Raw genomic sequence first — 16,854 nt, 5'->3', positions numbered from 1 at the left:
GATTTTAGTTAACCTTGCTGCGACAATTTTTGATTTAAGGCAGTTAAAGTTGTATTGGTGGTAGCAGCAATTTCATATGGAATTGTTGATTTATACCGCTATGTTATTTTCCTGATATGGCAAAATAGGACGATTGTTGAAACAGGGAGTAAAACTCGTGTTGGATAAACTGCGTTCCCGTATTGTGCATTTGGGGCCATCTCTGTTGAGTGTACCGGTAAAACTGACGCCATTTGCGCTAAAACGCCAGGTTCTTGAGCAGGTCTTAAGCTGGCAATTCCGTCAGGCGCTGGACGACGGCGAGCTTGAGTTTCTTGAAGGCCGCTGGTTAAGTATTCATGTGCGTGATATTGACCTGCAATGGTTTACCTCGGTGGTGAATGGCAAACTGGTTGTCAGCCAGAACGCGCAAGCTGATGTGAGTTTTAGTGCCGACGCCAGCGATCTGCTGATGATTGCGGCGCGTAAACAGGATCCGGATACGCTCTTCTTCCAGCGTCGACTGGTGATTGAAGGCGATACGGAGCTGGGGCTGTATGTGAAAAACCTGATGGACGCCATTGAACTGGAGCAAATGCCGAAAGCCTTACGCATGATGCTGCTGCAACTGGCGGATTTTGTTGAGGCGGGAATGAAAACCACGCCTGAAACCAAACAGACATCGGTAGGTGAACCATGCTAATTCGAGTAGAAATTCCCATTGATGCGCCGGGTATTGATGCCCTGCTGCGTCGTTCATTCGAAAGCGATGCGGAAGCGAAGCTGGTTCACGATCTGCGTGAAGATGGCTTTCTGACGCTGGGGCTGGTGGCGACAGATGACGAAGGTCAGGTCATTGGCTATGTGGCATTTAGTCCGGTTGATGTGCAGGGAGAAGATCTGCAATGGGTCGGCATGGCACCGTTGGCGGTTGATGAAAAATACCGTGGGCAGGGGCTGGCACGCCAACTGGTTTATGAAGGACTCGATTCGCTTAATGAGTTCGGCTATGCCGCAGTGGTGACGCTGGGCGATCCGGCGCTGTACAGTCGTTTCGGCTTTGAGCTGGCTGCACATCACGATCTGCGTTGCCGCTGGCCGGGCACTGAAAGCGCCTTCCAGGTACATCGTTTAGCGGATGACGCGCTGAATGGCGTAACTGGTCTGGTTGAATACCACGATCATTTCAATCGCTTTTAATCTCCGGGGTTTGCAGACTGCTCAACAGCTCTGCAAACCCTGCGCCTTCCGCTACCAGACGCTCTTTCTGCCGTTTGGTTAGTTGCTTAACGCGATATTCCGCCCGTAGCGCCAGCGAACGGTCGCCAACTGGTGCGGAAAACGCCAGCGTCAGTTCACCTTTCCCACGCAGTGCTTTCGCCCCTTTACCGCTCTGGTGTTGCTGATAGCGACGTTCGACATCCGTGGTAATCCCGGTATAAAGCTTATTATCGGCGGTACGAATCAAATAGAGATACCAGGGTGTCATCGTTTGTGTCACATGTTAAGGTCAGGCCAACAGTATAAAAGAGAACAGCAATGGAAACACTCACCGCCATCAGCCGTTGGCTGGCAAAACAACATGTTGTCACCTGGTGTGTGCAGCAGGAAGGGGAACTGTGGTGCGCCAATGCCTTTTATCTTTTTGATGCACAGAAAGTCGCCTTCTACATTTTGACGGAAGAAAAAACGCGTCACGCGCAGATGAGCGGATCGCAGGCGGCTGTTGCCGGAACGGTAAACGGTCAGCCGAAAACAGTAGCGTTAATTCGTGGCGTGCAATTTAAAGGTGAGATCCGCAAACTGGAAGGTGAGGAAAGCGACCTTGCGCGTCAGGCGTACAATCGCCGCTTTCCGGTTGCCAGAATGCTGTTGGCACCGGTTTGGGAAATCCGGCTCGATGAAATCAAATTCACCGACAACACGCTGGGCTTTGGTAAAAAAATAATTTGGTTACGTGACTCAGGCACCGAGCAGGCGTAACGCCTCGCGGTTAAACGCTGGCAGATCGTCCGGCGTCCGGCTGGTAACCAGCTGATCTTTATCGACCACCACTTCCTGATCGTAAAATTCCGCGCCTGCGTTTTTAACATCAATAATAATCGGTTTAACGGCGGTCAGCTTACGACCGCGAATCACATCGGCGCTAATCAGCAGTTGCGGGCCGTGGCAGATAGCGAAGACCGGTTTACCGCTATTCACAAAATCTCGCGTGAAGGTGACAAAACGATTATCACCACGCAGATAATCCGGTGAATGACCACCAGGAAGCAGCAGGGCATCAAACTCTGCTGGCGTCACTTCATCGATGGATTTATCGATAGTCATGCTGGCTTCCCCTTTTTTTCCTTTCACCGTTTTACCCGCTTGCTTTTCAATGGTGACAACTTCGTGTCCGGCTTTACGAAATGCATCTGCGGGTGAAGTAAATTCTGAATCCTCAAATTCATCAGTGATTAAAACTGCAATCTTTTTACTCATGCTTCCTCCGCGTTGTTGCATTGAATGAGGCGAATTTCCCACAATCGGGGATAATTACCTCGTAGACTATTAAGCCTGGTGCATGTACCGGGGAGTGCAAGGCGGACAATTCTGTAAAGGAGCGAAGATGAGTCAGGTACTGATTACAGGCGCAACGGGGCTGGTGGGCGGTCATCTACTGCGGATGTTGATTAACGAACCGAAAGTAAACGCCATTACTGCGCCGACGCGACGCCCGTTGGGCGATATGCCAGGCGTATTCAATCCCCATGATCCACAACTGACCGACGCGCTGGCGCAGGTCACCGATCCGATAGATATTGTGTTTTGTTGTCTTGGCACCACGCGGCGGGAGGCGGGTAGCAAAGAAGCGTTTATTCATGCCGATTACACGCTGGTCGTGGACACCGCGTTAACCGGACGGCGGCTGGGTGCACAGCATATGCTGGTGGTTAGTGCGATGGGCGCAAACGCGCATTCGCCGTTTTTCTATAACCGCGTCAAAGGGGAGATGGAAGAAGCGCTAATTGCCCAGAACTGGCCGAAACTGACCATTGCGCGTCCGTCGATGTTGCTGGGCGATCGTAGCAAACAGCGGATGAACGAAACGCTTTTTGCGCCGCTGTTTCGTTTGCTGCCTGGCAACTGGAAATCCATTGATGCACGGGATGTGGCGCGGGTCATGCTGGCAGAAGCCATGCGGCCTGAACATGAAGGGGTGACTATTTTAAGCTCTTCAGAACTACGCAAAAGAGCTGAATAATTATTCCCAAGGATTGATAGTGAGCGTAATATTCACGCGCTCAATTATCATAACTTATTCCTGGGGAATGCTATGACTGGTCAGTCTTCATCTCAGGCGGCAACGCCCATTCAGTGGTGGAAACCCGCGTTTTTCTTTCTCGTTGTCATTGCCGGACTTTGGTATGTGAAATGGCAACCCTACTACGGCAAAGCGTTTACCGCCGCCGAAACCCACAGTATCGGTAAATCAATACTCGCGCAGGCGGATGCCAATCCGTGGCAGGCAGCGTGGGATTACGCGATGATCTATTTCCTCGCGGTATGGAAAGCGGCGGTGCTGGGGGTGATGCTTGGGTCGTTGATTCAGGTGCTGATTCCACGTGACTGGCTGCTACGCACGCTGGGGCAATCCCGCTTTCGCGGCACGCTGCTGGGAACGCTGTTTTCGCTGCCGGGCATGATGTGTACCTGCTGTGCGGCTCCGGTCGCGGCGGGAATGCGTCGCCAGCAAGTGTCGATGGGCGGTGCGCTGGCATTCTGGATGGGGAATCCGTTGTTAAACCCGGCGACGCTGGTGTTTATGGGGTTTGTTCTCGGCTGGGGCTTTGTGGCGATTCGTCTGGTTGCGGGGCTGGTGATGGTGTTGTTGATTGCGACACTGGTGCAAAAATGGGTGCGTGAGACACCGCAAACGCAGGCACCGGTCGAAATTGACATGCCGGAAGCGCAGGGCGGATTTTTTAGCCGCTGGGGCAGGGCGCTGTGGACGCTGTTCTGGAGTACGATCCCGGTTTATATCCTTGCAGTACTGGCGTTGGGTGCCGCTCGCGTCTGGTTATTCCCTCATGCCGATGGTGCTGTAGATAACAGCCTGATGTGGGTGGTGGCGATGGCGGTAGCAGGATGCTTGTTTGTCATTCCCACGGCGGCAGAAATTCCGATTGTGCAAACGATGATGCTGGCAGGTATGGGAACCGCTCCGGCGCTGGCATTGTTGATGACGCTCCCGGCGGTGAGTTTGCCGTCACTGATTATGTTGCGTAAAGCGTTTCCGGCGAAAGCCTTATGGCTGACCGGGGCGATGGTGGCGGTGTCTGGTGTGATTGTTGGCGGGCTGGCGCTGTTGGCCTGAAACATGTCGGATGCGGCGTAAACGCCTTATCCGACCTACGGTTTGCGTCGTTGTAGGCCTGATAAGACGCGGCAAGCGTCGCATCAGGCAACGGCAGTCGGATGCGGCGTAAACGCCTTATCCGACCTACGGTTTGTGTTGTTGTAGGCCTGATAAGACGCCGCAAGTGTCGCATCAGGCATTACAAAACATTGTTATTTAATAAACGTAAACGCCGTGGTCACCCGCTTCACGCCGCTTACCCGGCTGGCAATATCTGCCGCCGCTTTCGCTTCACGTTCAGTCACCAGCCCCATCAGGAACACTTCGCCGTTTTCGGTGGTCACTTTCACGTTGGACGATTTCACCAGGTCGCTGGTTAACAGTTGCGAACGCACTTTGGTGGTAATCCACGTATCGTTAGACGCTTCGCCCAGACCAATCGGCTGCCCCTGACGAATCTCGTTATACACTTCGTTGGCACCGTCTACGCCCATAGCAATCTGTTTGGCGCGAGCCGAAAGTTCAGCATTTGGAGACTGCCCAACCAGCAGCACTTTGCCCTGATAGGCCGTTACATTAATGCGTGCTTCTTTCTTAATCTGTTCGTCTTTTGACAATGCGCTGTTCACGCGCACTTCCAGAGTACCATCGTCCACCTGGGTGCCGACACTGCGGGGATCGGTCGCCGCTTTAGTACCCACAGCGGCAGTACCTACTACGGCAGCGGCAACACAACCTTGCAACAGCAGCGCGGAAATAAGGACTGCGATTGGCGATAATGCCTTCATGTATTCTCCTTAATCATCCTGGTGAGGGAAAAGCGTGTTATCGATCAGATCGCACAGGCAATTTACCGTCAGCATATGCATTTCCTGAATGCGAGCACTACGATGCGAAGGAATGCGGATCTCCACGTCCTGTGGCCCTAACAAACCGGCAAGTTCGCCGCCGTCATAGCCGGTCAATGCCACAATGGTCATATCACGTGTCACGGCGGCTTCAACTGCTTTTACGATATCGCGGCTGTTGCCACGGGTAGAAATGGCTAATAACACATCTCCCGCATGTCCCAGCGCCCGCACCTGTTTTGCATACACTTCATCATGTAAGCGATCGTTGGCAATCGCCGTTAAGACAACATTATCAGTATTTAGTGCAATGGCAGGTAGGCTGGGTCGTTCCGTTTCGAAACGGTTGATCATGCTGGCAGCAAAATGCTGTGCATTGGCAGCGGAAGTTCCATTACCACAACAGAGGATTTTGTTGCCATTGAGCAGAGACTGAACCAGCGTCATGGCTGCACGGGAGATGGCATCCGGAAGCGCCTCTGCCGCTGCAATTTGAGTTTGAATGCTTTCAGTGAAGCAAGCTTTGATTCTTTCTTGCACGCTAATCCTTAAACCTTAATTATGAGTGGTCATTAAAGGCGTCCTTAATCCACTCAACCTCATTCCCGGTGAAGGCTACCACATCGAACCGGCAATCCACAGTATCAAAACTCCCATTATGACGCGCGAGCCACAAGCGGGCAGTCTGTAATAATTTGTGTTGTTTGCTGCGGGTCACACTGGCTGCCGCGCCGCCATAAAGTGCAGAACGGCGGTAACGCACCTCGACAAAAACGGTGGTCTGGCCTTCATGCATTATCAGATCAATCTCGCCGCCACGCTCGTTCACGTTAGCGGCGACGAAGCGCAGTCCTTTGCCTTCCAGCCAGCGACGCGCTTGTGCTTCCCACGCATCGCCGGTCTGTTTAGTGGTTAACTGGCGGGGACTACCTGACCTTGTTGGTACCGTAGCCATGATAACTTCCTGTTAATCACGCAATCCGGGTTAGCCGTCAGACTTCCGGTATTACCGTTGATTTCAAAACCCTGAACCTGGCGCATTTGCGAGAAATGATTCGCCAGTGACCAGGCATCGACGCCCATCGCATACATGCGCGCCAACGAATAATCATTATTTACCGCACTGAGCGCCTGCTGCATTAACGGCAGATTACCGCCTGCCAGCATCGGGATTTCGCTGTACTGCAAGCCTTCCATCTCCAGTCGGAAATCCGGGCCAGCAGAGCCTCCTGCGCTGCGGGAGCTGGCGTACAACGTTGCACCGCTGTGACTGCCGTTACGCATGGCGATCATCGGTTTGATGAAGGCGATTTCGGCTGGCGTTGCCACAATGTACACCGCATCGACACGACCGCCATTATCGATGAACTGGTCTCCGGTCGGCGTGGTTTGCAGGGTTGGATTGTTGGTCGTCATGCCGGAGTCGGTTGTCGCTCTGGGTGTAATCGGGCTACCTGTTAAAGCGATACCTGAACGGCCGTTAACACCCGCGTGTAATTCGCTGGTGGAACCAAATTTTTGTTGCAAAACGGTGCCGCCGCCGAGTTTCTGCCACTCTTGCGCAAACGCATTAGCTACGCGATCGCCCAATGAACTGCGTGGGATCAGTACCAGCGGTGCTTGTTTACCCTGATCACGAATATGACGCGCTGCATCGCGCGCTTCATCTTCTGGCGATAGCGCGAAGTAACAGATATTGGCGCGGTTTTCGATATTTTCCGGCTGATTGAGTGCCAGCACGTTCAGCGGGGTGTTGCTCTTCAGCAACTCTTCAACGTTATTTTTTAGCAGTGGACCGACTACAATACTCGCGCCATCCTGCTGAACCTGGTTGAGGATCTGGCTAAGTGGTTGTGATGAGGTATCGTAGATTTTCAGTTCTGCGGATGGATTCGCCGGAGAGCTTACCGCTGCGGTGCTTGCCGGAGGGGCGCTTACAGGCACCGGCTGTGCGGCGGTTTCTTCACCTGTCAGATCGCTAACAGACGCTTGTGCCGGGCTGGCAACGCCGTCTACGGTTTGCGGCTGGGGTTGTTCTGCTACGTCAGCGGCAGGCGCGGCTGCTACCTGAGCCGCTACTGGCTGAGTGCCGATATTTTTCGCCGCTTCAAAGCCTTGCTGAATAGTGCGGCCAAACACTGCGGCCTGACCATTCAACGGCAACAGCAGGGCGATTTTGTTGGTTGACGCAGGTTTAAACGCTTTTACATTTACCAACTGCGTTGGCAGCATTTTCGCGCCCGGATTGTTCGGGTAACGTTTCTGCCAGTCGGCGATCCCGGCTTTCATCATGTCGGGGTCATTGCGGTTATCAAACCAGATGCGTTGCAGATCCAGCCAGCCTTGTAGGATGTTTTCGTCGGCGTTGATCACCAGCGTATTCGCCTGCTGCTGGGTCATGGCGGAGAGCGCCTGCCAGGTGGCATCGATATTCTGCTGTTTTTCTTGCGCACCGAGTAACGGTTCCTGAGCAATTAATGCGCGCAATAAATCAATGGAAGGACGTCCCTGACTGGCATCGATTTTTGCCTGCCAGTAACGCGCCTGCTGGTTCTGCTCTAAATCTGCCGGAGTAATTTTAGCCAGCAAGGTCTGCGCGCCAGCAAAATCTTTTTGTGTCAGCTTAATTTCTACCGCCAGCAGAGATTTTTCGCGACGCTGGATATCGTTCAGTTCTTGCGGCAGCTGGTTAAACAGTTCAACCGCCTGCCCGGTTTTACCTTCTTTCACCAGTGCACGAATGGCGAGTAATTGCCAGTTGATCCTGGTATCATCAGAGCTTTGCTGCATCTGCTGAAGATAAAAGGCAGAATCGGCCTGCGCCGTGCCCTGCATATAGGCAGTGGACTGATCGGGTGTATGGGTGCCACAACCGGCGAAAATCAGGGCTGCCAGAACAACAGGCAGACAACGCGCGGCTTTCAAACGAGAAAATGTTGAGGGTACCATAATGTATCCAGTGATATTTTTTTTACGCAATTCTCAATATTAAATCGGCAATACGGACGACACAATGAAACAACACCAATCGGCGGATAATTCTCAAGGTCAGCTCTACATTGTACCGACGCCAATCGGCAATCTGGCGGATATCACCCAGCGTGCGCTGGAGGTATTACAGGCCGTTGATCTGATTGCCGCCGAGGATACGCGTCATACCGGTTTGCTGCTGCAACATTTTGGGATAAACGCCCGACTGTTCGCCTTGCACGACCATAACGAACAACAGAAAGCCGAAACGCTGCTGGCGAAGCTGCAAGAGGGACAAAACATTGCGCTGGTTTCTGATGCCGGAACGCCGCTGATTAACGACCCTGGCTACCATCTGGTGCGTACCTGCCGTGAAGCGGGGATTCGCGTGGTGCCGCTACCGGGACCGTGTGCTGCTATCACTGCATTAAGCGCCGCTGGTTTACCATCCGATCGCTTTTGTTATGAAGGCTTTCTGCCCGCCAAATCGAAAGGTCGCCGTGATGCGCTAAAAGCGATTGAAGCGGAACCGCGCACGCTGATTTTTTATGAATCGACCCACCGTCTGTTAGATGGCCTGGAAGATATCGTCGCGGTGCTGGGGGAGTCCCGCTACGTGGTGCTGGCGCGAGAACTGACCAAAACCTGGGAAACCATTCACGGCGCGCCCGTTGGCGAGCTGTTGGCGTGGGTAAAAGAAGATGAAAACCGTCGCAAAGGTGAGATGGTACTGATTGTCGAAGGACATAAAGCGCAGGAAGAAGACTTACCCGCCGATGCACTGCGCACGCTGGCGCTGCTACAGGCAGAACTGCCGCTGAAAAAAGCGGCGGCGCTGGCAGCAGAAATTCACGGCGTGAAGAAAAACGCGTTGTATAGGTATGCGCTGGAGCTGCAAGGGGAGTGATTACAGGCATTGCAGCAGGAACAGAGCTGCGATGCCTGTACTTGGTGAGTTAACGGCGACACATCTCATCAATTACGCATGTGAAGTGGTTATGCAGCCATAAAAACGAAGCCGGGATAGTGGTGGAGACTTTAGCCGTGAGAAAACGTTCTGTCGCATCCTGCTTTCCTTCGCCAGTCACTAGTAACAAAACTTCGCGGGCATTGAGAATATCCTTCAAGCCTAAGGTGATCCCGCGAGTCACGGGACGACCAGCGGTTTTTAACATCTCATGTTGCTGGGTTTTCGCGTCAAGTTGGCTGATATGGCAGGCCGGTTGCAGGCTTTCTCCTGGTTCGTTCAGCCCAAGATGACCGTTTTTCCCTAGTCCGAGAACGCACAAATCGAGACCGCCTTTGCGCGCAATCAGATTCGTTACCCGCTCGCACTCTGTCTCGTTTATCTCTTCGGAGCGAAAGCTGATGAGCTGGTCTTCACGTAACCCCAGCGGCTGCACGATATGCTGCTGAAGGAAAGTTTCGCAGGTGCCGGGTACGGTTAATGGCAGATCCACCCATTCGTCGAGCTTCACGAAGGTCAGTTGGCTGACATCAACGTGCTGCTGGTGGATTTTTTCTACCAGATAATGATACGTCAGTAATGGCGTCGCTCCGGTCGCCAGGCAAATCACGGCATTTGGTTTGCTACGGATCACGTCCAATAAATATTCGCTGGCGCGTTCACTTAACACCGTATAGTTTTCAACTTGCTGTAAGGTTTGCATGAGGAGAAATTCCTTGTGTAGAGAGGCACCACCAGGTGTGATACGGAGACCGATGACAAACGCCAAATTGCCTGATGCGCTACGCTTATCAGTCCTACATTGTTTCTGCAATATATTGAATTTGCATGATTTTGTAGGCCGGATAAGGCGTTCACGCCGCATCCGGCATGGACAAAGCGCACTTTGTCAACAATCTGAGGCTGCGTCAGACGCAGTGCCTCGTTCCATTTACAAAATGCCGAATGCGGAACAAACAATTGAGAGCACAAACGTCACGCCGATTAACAGCACCGGATGCGCTTTTTTCACCCGCAGGAAGTAATACATCAGCAGGGTATAGGCCATCGGTAAAATATTCGGGAAGACTTTATCGAAGAAATCCTGTTGCAGTGCGACGCTGTGGCTACTGTCGATAGCAAACGACGTCACCACGTTAATATGCACATACGAGGCAATCAGCCCGCCGATTACCGTGATTCCGAGGATGGTTGCCGAACGGGCGATCATTTGCGAGTTCTCTCGTACTTTATCGATCGCCTTCACGCCGACCGAATAACCGACGTGGGTCCAACCGACGCGCAGGAAAAAGATAAGCAGGTAAACGGCGAAAAACAGAATCGGCCCCAGCAGGTTTCCCTGGCTGGCGAATGATGAGCAAATCCCCGCCATAATCGGCAACAAGGTAAACCAGAAAATCGCATCGCCAATTCCCGCGATTGGGCCAAACAGCGCCACTTTCAGACCTTTAATGGTGTCGCGGTTTTCCCCTTTCTCTTCCATCGAAATTAATAACCCCATCAGGAATCCGACCAGATTTGGGTGGGTATTAATAAATTCGAGGTTATCTTTCATTGCCGCGCTTAAGCCCGGTTTGTCGTCCTTATAAATCTTTTTCAGGATCTGCAACATTGCCCAGGTAAAACCGCCTGCCTGCATCCTTTCGTAGTTAAAGCTCGCTTGCAGCAGCGACGAACGAAAGCCCAGGCGGGTGATATCTTTTTTACTGATTTCAGATCCCATTGCTGTAGTCCTCTTCTTCATTTTTACTGGCAACGGGCTGCGGTTGCGCTTGCTGCCGGGATTTCGCATTGAAAAACTCATACACCGCAAAGCCTGCGCCCAGTACGGCAACCGGCAACAGGTTGCTGACCTGGATGTAGCAAACAAACAGGAAACCGGCGATCAGGTAAGGAATATATTGCGCTTTGAACATCACGCGCAGCAGCAGGCCAAAACCAACGGCAGGCAGAATGCCGCCAGCCACTTCAAAGCCGTGGGTCAACCAGGCGGGCATTGCTTTTACCAGCGCCTGCATCGCACCCTGCGCCAGGTAAGTACAGAGGAAAGCAATCACCGCATACGAAAAGGCAACAATCAGCATCGTTGTCCAGTTAAGTCGGGAAAACGCTGCTGTATCCGCCTCTTTCGCGCATTTATCGGCTTTGGTCATAAATAATGAGAAAGCGGAATAGAAGAACAGAATGACGTATTGCATTAACAAACTAAACGGCAGGCCAAGACCAATTGCCGTTTTGGCATCGACGCCCGTAGACCACGCAATGACGGTGGTCATCAGACCCGCCATAATTGGGTTGGGCGGCTGAACACCCCCGGCAGGGGTTAATCCGGCGAAAGCCAGCTCTGTCAAGCCACCGGTAATTAAGCCAGTCTGAATATCACCGAGAATAGCACCTGTAAGGGTACAAACGATTATCGGGCGGAATAAAAATAAGGCTTCCAGCCAAAAATCAATCCCCAGAACGAAAACTAATGCCGCCAGGGATAATCCCTGAAGTAGGGTTATTTCATGCATTTTTATTACCTCAAACCAGTATTAAGGCGATGTTAGATTTAGTCAGGGATTTGTTCTTTTTGATCGCCCGGGACGTCCTGAATAAAAACATTCACGCCGCGTTGTTTAATAAAGCGTAAGTCCGTGAGATCCTGGTCATCGACATAAACTTTACTACTTATTTGCTTTTTCCCTTCCGAGAAATGCATATTGCCGACGTTGACATCTTTCAGCTCAATGCCACCTTCTACTAATTTACGTACCGTTTTCGGCGTACGGCAAATCAGAAAAATCTTCTGATGTGGTGCAGCTTTGCCGATGACATTAATGGTTTTTTCGACAGTAAAGAAACGGATACCAAAGCCGTAGGTTTCCGCAGTAATACCCATCAGTTTCTGTTGGATATCATCGTTAGCGACAACATCATCCACGACTACCAGCAGATTTGCACCGATGGTGGATGTCCAGGTCACGCCAACCTGGCCATGAACCAGACGGTTATCGATACGGGTTAAGAGAATATTTGGACTGCTCATTGTATAATCCTCACCATAAATTTGAATAATATAATCTTTTTAAATATATTATTGTTGCGATATTGTACTGATGTATTTATTAAGGTTTACTCATTTCCTTTGCCATTAAGGCACTACCCGATATTAGTCGAGCAGTACTTATTAATAAATCGTATAAATTTAATGGTTATGCTGAAATTCGATTCGCCGAACCACAGACATTAATTTTATTCCTTACAACGTCTTTCATTGCATCCATGCCGACGCGCATATAATAGCGAGGATCATTACCCTGCGGGTTTTCCGCAAACCAGGCTTTAACCGCGCCGGCGAAGGCAATTTTCAATTCCGTGGCGACATTAACTTTCGTCACACCCAGTTTAATAGTCCAGCGAACAAATTCATCCGGGACATCGCTGGCGCCATGCAGTACCAGAGGGATGTCTACCATTTCACGAATTTCCGCCAGCCGCTGAAAATCAATTTTCGGTATTTTCCTGTACAGGCCATGCGCCGTACCAATCGCCACAGCCAGGCTGTCGACGCCAGTCAGTTCGACAAAACGTCTGGCTTCTTGTGGGTCGGTGAGGAACGCGCTTTCGGCGTCAACACTTATATCATCTTCCACGCCTCCCAGACGGCCCAGTTCCGCTTCCACGCTGCAATCCTGCGAGTGGCAGAAGTCGACGACCGATTTCACCAGTTTTACGTTTTCAGCAAACGGGAAGTGACTGCCATCGATCATCGCGCTGCGCACGCCAGCGTGGACTTTACGGCGAATATCATCGAGCGATTCGTGGTGGTCGAGATGCAGCACAAGCGGCATGTTGTAGGTTGTGGAATAGGCGCTACACAGGGCGTAGATCTCTTCCAGCGCGATATGTTTAAAAGTCCCTGGCGTCCCGGCGAGGATCACCGGCGATCGCATTTCACTGCACACTTCGAGGATCGCCTGGATCGTCTCGGCGTTATGGATGTTAAACGCAGGCACCGCGTAGCCATTGGCCTGGGCGTCTTGTAACAGATATTTGGTAGAGATAATGCTCATAATGCGATCCTCTTATTCCTGCCACGGATGAATAATTACGCCTTGCACCACGCGGTTTACGGTGCCACTGGCTGATGGGGAATCCGGCGTATTGCCCATATGCAGCGACTGCATCAGTGCAAACGTCTGGGCGTACATCAGGAAGCAAAATGCCTGCTCAACGTCGATAAAGTGACGGGATGGCGGCAGGATGATATGCGGGCCGGCGGCAACAATGTCGTTGCTTTCAGCGGCGATGGCGATCACGCGCATTGCCTGGTTGTCGCGGCGGAGTTCTGCCAGCAGATCAAGATCATACTGACGGGTGTAGGGGTGGCTGGAGACAAACACCACGACCAGCGTTTCATCATCGACCAGCGATTTCGGGCCATGACGGAATCCGGTCGGGGAATCATAAAAAGCCGCCAGTTTACCCGCCGTCAGTTCCAGCACTTTCAGCGCCGACTCACGTGCCGCGCCCTGTAAGCCACCGCTGCCGAGATAAACGATCCGTTTCCACGGCGCGTAACCAAACACGCCTTCGCTGAAATCGCCGAGCGAGGTCAGGATCGCCTGGCAACGATCCGCCACGTCACGGAAGGTCTGGCTGTTGATTGTCTCAGGCGCGAAAACCGCGAGGCAGCTGGCCATCATGGTGGTAATACTGCTGGTCATCGCAAAGCCGCGATCGTGCGTTTCTGCGGGCATCAGCAGGGCAAACGCGTTATCGCTGTTGAGCGCGTTTTGATAGAGATCGCCCGCTTCATTGCAGGTGATCGGCAGGTGATAGCACTCCGGTACAAATTGATTTGCCAGTTCCACGGCGGCGACGCTTTCCGGGCTATTGCCGGATCGACCGAAGGAGATCAGCAGCAGCGGATGCGCTGGATTCAGGTAGTCCATCGGATTGGTAACCAGATCGGTGGTCGGTACGGCGCTGAAGTTTTTGCCGGTATGGCTGGCGAGCCACGGCGCGATGATGTCACCGATAAATGCCGAGGTTCCGGCACCGGTCAGGATTACCCGCAGGTTCTCTTTGCGCAGTAACGGTTCAAGAAAGTTATTGAGCGCGGAACGTAGCGCGTCAATGTTGGCGAGCGAACGAAGCCACGCGCGAGGCTGATGGCGGATCTCTTCTTCAGTCCATGTACCGGTGGTGGCAGGGGGGTAATTTTCTGGCATAACTCAATCCTTAGTTTGATGAACTTGACGTCGGGCGTTATAGCTTTCGCTTACCTTTCGTTTCATTTCACTTGGTGATATCTTTCGTTGATTAAAATTTATAGAAAAGAAACTGAAAGTTCAATGAAGAGAAAGGAAATAAAACGAAATTTGTGATCGTTGAAAGAAAAGACAAGGGAAGATAAAGGGATTGTTTGATGGGGGGATATTTGCACCGATTGCCGGATGCGGCGTAAACGCTTTATCCAGCCTGGCTGTCACCAACCGTAGGTCGGATAAGACGCGTCAGCGTCGCATCCGACACCGGTGCAAAAGTCAAAACAAAAGAAAAAGGCCTTGTGAGGGAAGTGAAAGCCAGATAAAGAAACGAAAGTGTAAAACGCCACTCACACTCTTTTACCAATAGCGGCGGGGCGCTTACCTCATATTCCTTCCTCGACCGGACATTCTTTATGGCAGCGGCCTAACTCGTCCACCAGACTGGTCAGCCCACGGTGTCCGCACTCCAGCGCCTGCACACGGAATTCTTCTCCGCTTAACCCTTCGCGCTCCAGCACCATTTCCAGTAATAGTTGCAAATTGGTGCCGGTGATCACTTCACAGCCCGGTTTTTGCATCGCCAGCGTTGAAGCTACGCGAAACGGTGTGCCGCCCAGCAAATCCGTCAGAAAAACAATGCCGTCTTCACAATCCAGTTGGGCGATGGCTTCTTCAAGCTGCGATGTAAGCAGCGCGGTGCTTGAGCTTTCCGGAAAATCAATGGCGATAAATTGTGATTGCTCACCGAGGATTTGCTTCATTGCTTTTTCCATGCCGCTGGCAAATCCGCCATGCCCTGTCAAAATAATACTTAACATCTAATACCTCATTGTATTTAAAGGAAATGACAGAATTTACCGACGATGCCGAGAACCACAGTGATTGCAATCAGGCGCAGCGGACTCCAGCCGCGACGTACCAGCCAGAACATGGTCAGGGTATAGACCAGCGGTAAGAAGGCAGGCATCAGTTTGTCGATAACGTCAGTCTGTAGCTTAACCACTGCGTCGCCTGCCGTGATTTCCAGTGTGGTGCTTAATCGGACATAGGTTGCTACCAGCGCGCCGATCACCGTCATCCCGACGATAGACGCCGCATGACCGACTTTTTTGGTATTCGCTTTAATTAGCGGGATCGCCGCCACGCCCATTCGATAAGCGTAATGCGCAAGACCAAAACGCAGACCGAGATGCACCACGTTGAATAACACGATAAATACCACGGCGCCGAGAATAGAGCCTTGCAACGCCAGACTGGCACCAATCCCGCCGCAAATTGGCAGCAGCGTCAGCCAGAACATCGCGTCGCCAATCCCGCCGAGCGGTGCACCGACAGCAATTTTGGTGCTCTGAATACTGTTAACGTCCTGCTTAGAACGCTCCATCGCAAGGATAATGCCGATCACAAACGTCACCAGAAACGGGTGAGTATTGAAAAAGCCCATATGGCCTTTCATGGCGCGCGCCAGGTCGCGTTTATTGGTATGGATCTTTTTCAGTGCAGGCAGCAGACCGTACAACCAGCCGGAAGCCTGCATACGTTCGTAGTTGAAAGAAGCCTGTAACAGCATGGAACGCCATGCGACGCGATTGATATCTTTTTTCGTTAACTCCGCGCCAATGCTTTGATCTTCATATACGTTTTCATTGACGCCAGTCAGCAGTGCTTCTTCGTTTTCACTGACGTTCGGCAGGGTCGTTTGATTAGATGCCATCTTCAAATTCCTCTTTCTGTGCCGCAGGTTGAATCGGTTCAGGAGATTTACGCAGCAGGTCGATCAGCGCCATCGCCAGCGCGGCAGCAGCAATAGCCAGCACCGGTAACTTGAGCCAGGCGGCGGCAACAAAGCCCAGGATGAAGTAGGGGATGTAGACGTTTTTCATCATGATTTTCAGCAGCACGGCAAAACCGATTGCTGGCATGATGCCGCCTGCGACACCGAGGCCGTCGATTAAGCGTTGCGGCAGGACATCAATGATGGTTTTGGCATGTTCCGCACCGAAGTAAATCGGCAGGAAAGCGCAGAGAAAATAGAAGATGCCGAGCGCCAGCAGCGCCAGATAGTTCACGCGCTCAATGCCGCGTGTATCGGCATTTTCCGCCATCCTGTCGCAGCGGGACATCACGCCAGACATCACCGAGAACAGGAAGGTAATCCCCATCTGTACCGCGACGGCGAAAGGCACGGCGACGCCGACCGCGACATCGGGTTTCACACCGGTGGTAATGGCAAATGCCGTACCGACGATAGTACCAATAATTACGTTAGGCGGCTGTGCGCCTGCCAGCGGAGCCAGCCCCATCCATACCAGTTCCAGCGTACCGCCGGTTAAAATACCGGTATGTAGATCGCCAAGTACCAGCCCAACCAACGGTCCAAGAACCACCGGGCGATGTATATGGGTTAAGCCGTTAAACATATCCAGGCCAGCGATAAAGGCTAGAATGCCCAACACGAACGCCTGCAACAGACTGATTTCCATAATGAATCCC

The 16,854-nt window shown here is 52.1% G+C and carries 21 protein-coding genes and 1 pseudogene; 6 read left to right on the top strand and 16 right to left on the bottom strand.

What is annotated here, in order from left to right; translation table 11 throughout:
* Positions 1-157 precede the first annotated feature (157 nt).
* Positions 158-682, top strand: coding sequence for an SCP2 domain-containing protein (locus FC814_RS01535; RefSeq protein WP_001517154.1), 525 nt, complete (start codon positions 158-160; stop codon positions 680-682).
* On the top strand, positions 676-1,179 hold the full coding sequence (locus FC814_RS01530; protein ID WP_000908553.1) for a GNAT family N-acetyltransferase: 504 nt from the start codon (positions 676-678) through the stop codon (positions 1,177-1,179). Before FC814_RS01535 ends, FC814_RS01530 begins: the two co-directional genes overlap by 7 nt.
* Here FC814_RS01530 and yhbQ read toward each other — a convergent pair.
* Complete coding sequence (gene yhbQ, locus FC814_RS01525) at positions 1,166-1,468, bottom strand: DNA damage response exodeoxyribonuclease YhbQ (protein WP_000189371.1); 303 nt, start codon at positions 1,466-1,468, stop codon at positions 1,166-1,168. The two genes, FC814_RS01530 and yhbQ, sit on opposite strands and share 14 nt — an antisense overlap.
* 50 nt (positions 1,469-1,518) lie before the next feature.
* Here yhbQ and FC814_RS01520 point away from each other — a divergent pair, with 50 nt between their 5' ends.
* On the top strand, positions 1,519-1,962 hold the full coding sequence (locus FC814_RS01520) for a YhbP family protein (RefSeq protein ID WP_137325412.1): 444 nt from the start codon (positions 1,519-1,521) through the stop codon (positions 1,960-1,962).
* Here the strand turns inward: FC814_RS01520 and yhbO are convergent.
* On the bottom strand, positions 1,942-2,460 hold the full coding sequence (gene yhbO / locus FC814_RS01515) for a protein/nucleic acid deglycase (protein WP_137325411.1): 519 nt from the start codon (positions 2,458-2,460) through the stop codon (positions 1,942-1,944). The two genes, FC814_RS01520 and yhbO, sit on opposite strands and share 21 nt — an antisense overlap.
* A 127-nt stretch (positions 2,461-2,587) precedes the next feature.
* Here yhbO and FC814_RS01510 point away from each other — a divergent pair, with 127 nt between their 5' ends.
* A complete protein-coding gene (locus FC814_RS01510) occupies positions 2,588-3,223 on the top strand; it encodes an NAD(P)H-binding protein (protein ID WP_032226377.1) in 636 nt (211 codons plus the stop codon).
* Positions 3,224-3,295: 72 nt separating this feature from the next.
* Positions 3,296-4,336 carry a permease gene (locus tag FC814_RS01505; protein ID WP_137325410.1) on the top strand — a complete coding sequence of 347 codons (1,041 nt, stop codon included), beginning with the start codon at positions 3,296-3,298 and terminating at the stop codon, positions 4,334-4,336.
* Between the two features lie 194 nt (positions 4,337-4,530).
* On the opposite strand, the gene dolP is transcribed toward FC814_RS01505, so the two are convergent.
* The 4 genes from dolP to lpoA are packed head-to-tail and all read right to left on the bottom strand — an operon-like array spanning position 4,531 to position 8,115.
* A complete protein-coding gene (gene dolP / locus FC814_RS01500; protein WP_000646033.1) occupies positions 4,531-5,106 on the bottom strand; it encodes a division/outer membrane stress-associated lipid-binding lipoprotein in 576 nt (191 codons plus the stop codon).
* A 9-nt stretch (positions 5,107-5,115) separates the two neighbouring features.
* Positions 5,116-5,706, bottom strand: a complete 591-nt coding sequence (diaA, locus tag FC814_RS01495) for a DnaA initiator-associating protein DiaA (protein WP_001158034.1) — start codon at positions 5,704-5,706, stop codon at positions 5,116-5,118.
* Between the two features lie 19 nt (positions 5,707-5,725).
* Positions 5,726-6,121, bottom strand: a complete 396-nt coding sequence (locus FC814_RS01490; protein ID WP_000246839.1) for a YraN family protein — start codon at positions 6,119-6,121, stop codon at positions 5,726-5,728.
* Positions 6,079-8,115 (bottom strand): penicillin-binding protein activator LpoA, encoded by a 2,037-nt coding sequence (lpoA, locus tag FC814_RS01485; protein ID WP_137325409.1) that lies wholly within the window; start codon positions 8,113-8,115, stop codon positions 6,079-6,081. Before lpoA ends, FC814_RS01490 begins: the two co-directional genes overlap by 43 nt.
* Positions 8,116-8,179: 64 nt before the next feature.
* Between lpoA and rsmI the strand changes: the two genes are divergently transcribed.
* On the top strand, positions 8,180-9,043 hold the full coding sequence (gene rsmI, locus FC814_RS01480; protein ID WP_137325408.1) for a 16S rRNA (cytidine(1402)-2'-O)-methyltransferase: 864 nt from the start codon (positions 8,180-8,182) through the stop codon (positions 9,041-9,043).
* 49 nt (positions 9,044-9,092) lie between these two features.
* Here the strand turns inward: rsmI and FC814_RS01475 are convergent, their stop codons facing one another.
* The 10 genes and pseudogenes from FC814_RS01475 to agaW all read right to left on the bottom strand — a co-directional run bounded on the left by FC814_RS01475 (position 9,093) and on the right by agaW (position 16,844).
* The gene (locus tag FC814_RS01475) at positions 9,093-9,806 is read right to left on the bottom strand and encodes a galactosamine-6-phosphate isomerase (protein WP_001194195.1); all 714 of its coding nucleotides are present in this window, start codon (positions 9,804-9,806) and stop codon (positions 9,093-9,095) included.
* A 68-nt stretch (positions 9,807-9,874) separates the two neighbouring features.
* Positions 9,875-9,973, bottom strand: a pseudogene (locus tag FC814_RS23020) (hypothetical protein); the annotation flags it as partial.
* Between the two features lie 61 nt (positions 9,974-10,034).
* Positions 10,035-10,826, bottom strand: a complete 792-nt coding sequence (gene agaD / locus FC814_RS01465; RefSeq protein WP_137325407.1) for a PTS galactosamine transporter subunit IID — start codon at positions 10,824-10,826, stop codon at positions 10,035-10,037.
* A complete protein-coding gene (gene agaC, locus FC814_RS01460; protein ID WP_000544483.1) occupies positions 10,816-11,619 on the bottom strand; it encodes a PTS galactosamine transporter subunit IIC in 804 nt (267 codons plus the stop codon). Before agaC ends, agaD begins: the two co-directional genes overlap by 11 nt.
* 38 nt (positions 11,620-11,657) lie before the next feature.
* Positions 11,658-12,134, bottom strand: coding sequence for a PTS galactosamine transporter subunit IIB (agaB, locus tag FC814_RS01455; RefSeq protein WP_000098035.1), 477 nt, complete (start codon positions 12,132-12,134; stop codon positions 11,658-11,660).
* Positions 12,135-12,300: 166 nt separating this feature from the next.
* Positions 12,301-13,161: a tagatose-bisphosphate aldolase subunit KbaY gene (gene kbaY, locus FC814_RS01450; RefSeq protein WP_000022777.1), complete on the bottom strand. Its 861-nt coding sequence runs from the start codon at positions 13,159-13,161 to the stop codon at positions 12,301-12,303.
* 12 nt (positions 13,162-13,173) lie between these two features.
* On the bottom strand, positions 13,174-14,322 hold the full coding sequence (locus FC814_RS01445) for an AgaS family sugar isomerase (protein WP_001114846.1): 1,149 nt from the start codon (positions 14,320-14,322) through the stop codon (positions 13,174-13,176).
* A 422-nt stretch (positions 14,323-14,744) separates the two neighbouring features.
* Positions 14,745-15,179, bottom strand: coding sequence for a PTS galactosamine/N-acetylgalactosamine transporter subunit IIA (gene agaF, locus FC814_RS01440; RefSeq protein ID WP_105280839.1), 435 nt, complete (start codon positions 15,177-15,179; stop codon positions 14,745-14,747).
* A 17-nt stretch (positions 15,180-15,196) separates the two neighbouring features.
* Positions 15,197-16,075 (bottom strand): PTS N-acetylgalactosamine transporter subunit IID, encoded by an 879-nt coding sequence (agaE, locus tag FC814_RS01435; RefSeq protein ID WP_024212648.1) that lies wholly within the window; start codon positions 16,073-16,075, stop codon positions 15,197-15,199.
* Positions 16,065-16,844: a PTS N-acetylgalactosamine transporter subunit IIC gene (gene agaW, locus FC814_RS01430; protein ID WP_085461224.1), complete on the bottom strand. Its 780-nt coding sequence runs from the start codon at positions 16,842-16,844 to the stop codon at positions 16,065-16,067. The genes agaE and agaW overlap by 11 nt, the downstream gene beginning before the upstream one ends.
* Positions 16,845-16,854 lie beyond the last annotated feature (10 nt).

The sequence above is a fragment of the Escherichia sp. MR genome (assembly GCF_005280595.1).
GTDB classification, from domain to species: domain Bacteria; phylum Pseudomonadota; class Gammaproteobacteria; order Enterobacterales; family Enterobacteriaceae; genus Escherichia; species Escherichia ruysiae.
The sequence above is the reverse complement of the archived record's forward strand: the minus strand, read 5'-3'. Positions and strand labels throughout refer to the sequence as shown.

What these genes read in the sequence shown, in the direction of transcription:
- FC814_RS01530 (WP_000908553.1), top strand. Translation starts at nt 676, where the DNA reads ATGCTAATTCGAGTAGAAATTCCCATTGATGCGCCGGGTATTGATGCC.
- yhbQ (WP_000189371.1), bottom strand. Translation starts at nt 1,468, where the DNA reads ATGACACCCTGGTATCTCTATTTGATTCGTACCGCCGATAATAAGCTT.
- FC814_RS01520 (WP_137325412.1), top strand. Translation starts at nt 1,519, where the DNA reads ATGGAAACACTCACCGCCATCAGCCGTTGGCTGGCAAAACAACATGTT.
- yhbO (WP_137325411.1), bottom strand. Translation starts at nt 2,460, where the DNA reads ATGAGTAAAAAGATTGCAGTTTTAATCACTGATGAATTTGAGGATTCA.
- FC814_RS01510 (WP_032226377.1), top strand. Translation starts at nt 2,588, where the DNA reads ATGAGTCAGGTACTGATTACAGGCGCAACGGGGCTGGTGGGCGGTCAT.
- FC814_RS01505 (WP_137325410.1), top strand. Translation starts at nt 3,296, where the DNA reads ATGACTGGTCAGTCTTCATCTCAGGCGGCAACGCCCATTCAGTGGTGG.
- dolP (WP_000646033.1), bottom strand. Translation starts at nt 5,106, where the DNA reads ATGAAGGCATTATCGCCAATCGCAGTCCTTATTTCCGCGCTGCTGTTG.
- FC814_RS01490 (WP_000246839.1), bottom strand. Translation starts at nt 6,121, where the DNA reads ATGGCTACGGTACCAACAAGGTCAGGTAGTCCCCGCCAGTTAACCACT.
- lpoA (WP_137325409.1), bottom strand. Translation starts at nt 8,115, where the DNA reads ATGGTACCCTCAACATTTTCTCGTTTGAAAGCCGCGCGTTGTCTGCCT.
- rsmI (WP_137325408.1), top strand. Translation starts at nt 8,180, where the DNA reads ATGAAACAACACCAATCGGCGGATAATTCTCAAGGTCAGCTCTACATT.
- FC814_RS01475 (WP_001194195.1), bottom strand. Translation starts at nt 9,806, where the DNA reads ATGCAAACCTTACAGCAAGTTGAAAACTATACGGTGTTAAGTGAACGC.
- agaD (WP_137325407.1), bottom strand. Translation starts at nt 10,826, where the DNA reads ATGGGATCTGAAATCAGTAAAAAAGATATCACCCGCCTGGGCTTTCGT.
- agaC (WP_000544483.1), bottom strand. Translation starts at nt 11,619, where the DNA reads ATGCATGAAATAACCCTACTTCAGGGATTATCCCTGGCGGCATTAGTT.
- agaB (WP_000098035.1), bottom strand. Translation starts at nt 12,134, where the DNA reads ATGAGCAGTCCAAATATTCTCTTAACCCGTATCGATAACCGTCTGGTT.
- kbaY (WP_000022777.1), bottom strand. Translation starts at nt 13,161, where the DNA reads ATGAGCATTATCTCTACCAAATATCTGTTACAAGACGCCCAGGCCAAT.
- FC814_RS01445 (WP_001114846.1), bottom strand. Translation starts at nt 14,322, where the DNA reads ATGCCAGAAAATTACCCCCCTGCCACCACCGGTACATGGACTGAAGAA.
- agaF (WP_105280839.1), bottom strand. Translation starts at nt 15,179, where the DNA reads ATGTTAAGTATTATTTTGACAGGGCATGGCGGATTTGCCAGCGGCATG.
- agaE (WP_024212648.1), bottom strand. Translation starts at nt 16,075, where the DNA reads ATGGCATCTAATCAAACGACCCTGCCGAACGTCAGTGAAAACGAAGAA.
- agaW (WP_085461224.1), bottom strand. Translation starts at nt 16,844, where the DNA reads ATGGAAATCAGTCTGTTGCAGGCGTTCGTGTTGGGCATTCTAGCCTTT.